We start from the raw sequence: 1,833 nt of genomic DNA, 5'->3' as shown, positions 1-1,833 counted from the left end.
TCGATGAAGTAGAACGAGTCGGTGAGGTCTGCCAGGTCGTCGAGCAGATGGCTTGAGATGAGCACGCTGCGTCCCCGCTCCACCTCGCTGCGCATCGCGTCGCAGGAGGTTTTCCGTTTTCCCGGATCGAGGCCGTTCAGCGGTTCATCGAGGATGAGGTACGGACAACCGGTCGATATCGCCATGGCAAGCTTTACCTGCTGCTTCATTCCTGTCGAGAGTTTACGGGTCGGCTTGTCGAGATATGGGGAGATTCCGAGGGAGTCGCAGAGCGAGTCGATGTCGGCGGCCGATTTCCACGCCTCCCTAACGAAAGCAAGGTGCTCGATGGCCGATAGCGTGGGATAGAGATCCGCGCTGCCCGAAGAGCTCAGGTAGACGAGTTCTGCAAATTCGGCTGATCGGCGTTGGCAGATTCCGTCTGCCGCCAGGCTTCCCGAGCGGATGCGGGTGGGAAATTGGCCCGACAGCGCTTCAAGAAGGGTGGTTTTCCCCGAGCCGTTGGGAGCAACGAGGCCCGCCGCCGTTCCCGGGCTCAGGAAAAGCGACCCGATTGAAAGTATCGTCGTGCTTCCGTATCCCACGCTCGCGTCCAGAAGCTCGAGCCCATGGTGCTTTTTCGCGGGTCCAGGCTGTTTGGGGGAACGTGTCGCAACGGCGCCGACCGTAAAAAGGACCGCGACGTATGCCAGGGCCACGGCAAGCATCGATGCGCTGCCTGAACCGGAGCCAATGAATTCTGTCGGGAAGCATCCTACGTAACCCGTTGCCTCGATAGGCGAGAATACGGGCAGCGGCAGGAGCCCGAGCACGGCATTATGTCCTAGTGCCGAATCGGACAATAACGGGAATGCCGGGGCCGCGACAAGCAGAGCGGAGGTAAGGGGGCCCGCGAGGACGCGCCTCGTTGCGGTCGATAGGACGGCGGAGCAAACGGATATCAAGGTTCCGCCCGCAAGCAGCGCGAGAAGCAGGGCTGTGAAGACGTTTCCCGCGGTCGTGGTGGCAAGCGCGCCGTCATGGAAGAAGGCGATCGGGTACCCAATTTGCCCGAAGCCGTTTAGGGCCAAGGCGCAAATGCCCCCGGGTGCGAGGCCGGCGAGGAGCATCGCGGTCCCCGCGACGATTATCGAAAACACGATCTGGATAAGGCGCCGGAATTTGGGCACGGGCGCCTTCGCCGCCAGGGTCGCAGGCCTTGTGGCGCCGAGCACGAGTATCGACGAGAGAAGGAAGGGGATGAAGGGAAGGAAAGACGGCGCCGTGGCAATGGCGTAAGGCAGGAAGGAAAGGAATGGCAGGTCGTTTGCGGAGGCCGGGATATCCGTGATGCCGGAGCTGCTCAGGGCGCGGCAATACGCGAGGTCTGCGTCATTGGTCTCTCGGTCTCCCACGATGGACCCGGATTGGAAGCCTTCGCCCATGAGCGCGTAGTAGCTCTCGGCAGAATCGAGAAAGGCGGCGTCGGTTTGAGCGGCGAGGGCGGCGTTCGCGTATCTTGCAAGCTCCGCGTCGACTTGCTGCTCTGGAGATAGGTCTGTGCCGCTGGCCTGGGGCGCGCGCGTATTGAATGCGTCGACAAAGCCCTGCATGCCCTGCTTCATAAAGAAGGGCCCGTAGATGGGTGAATTGAACGCAATGGGGACGGAAAAGGCTGCAGCGAGAACGAGCGCACAAATCCATACGGCCCTGTCTCTTAGGATTAGTTTGAGAAGCAGTCGACAGTACATTTAGAAGCACCTACGTTCCTCAAAGAATTGTTAGATTAAAAGTAACAGACCGGATGAAGATGCGTGCGACGGGGGCGAGGCGAATGGCTGAGCGGTATCGATA

Annotated in this window: 1 protein-coding gene; it reads right to left on the bottom strand. The window is 60.4% G+C overall.

All coding sequences use genetic code 11. The annotated features are described in order from the left end of the window. Window positions 1-1,604 (bottom strand): ATP-binding cassette domain-containing protein (locus AAA021_RS09440; RefSeq protein ID WP_349089030.1); only part of this gene is annotated, 1,604 nt, incomplete at its 3' end. Window positions 1,605-1,833: the final 229 nt, after the last annotated feature.

Source organism: Collinsella sp. CLA-JM-H32 (assembly GCF_040098165.1).
GTDB lineage: Bacteria > Actinomycetota > Coriobacteriia > Coriobacteriales > Coriobacteriaceae > Collinsella.
This window is presented reverse-complemented; position numbering and strand designations above follow the sequence as displayed.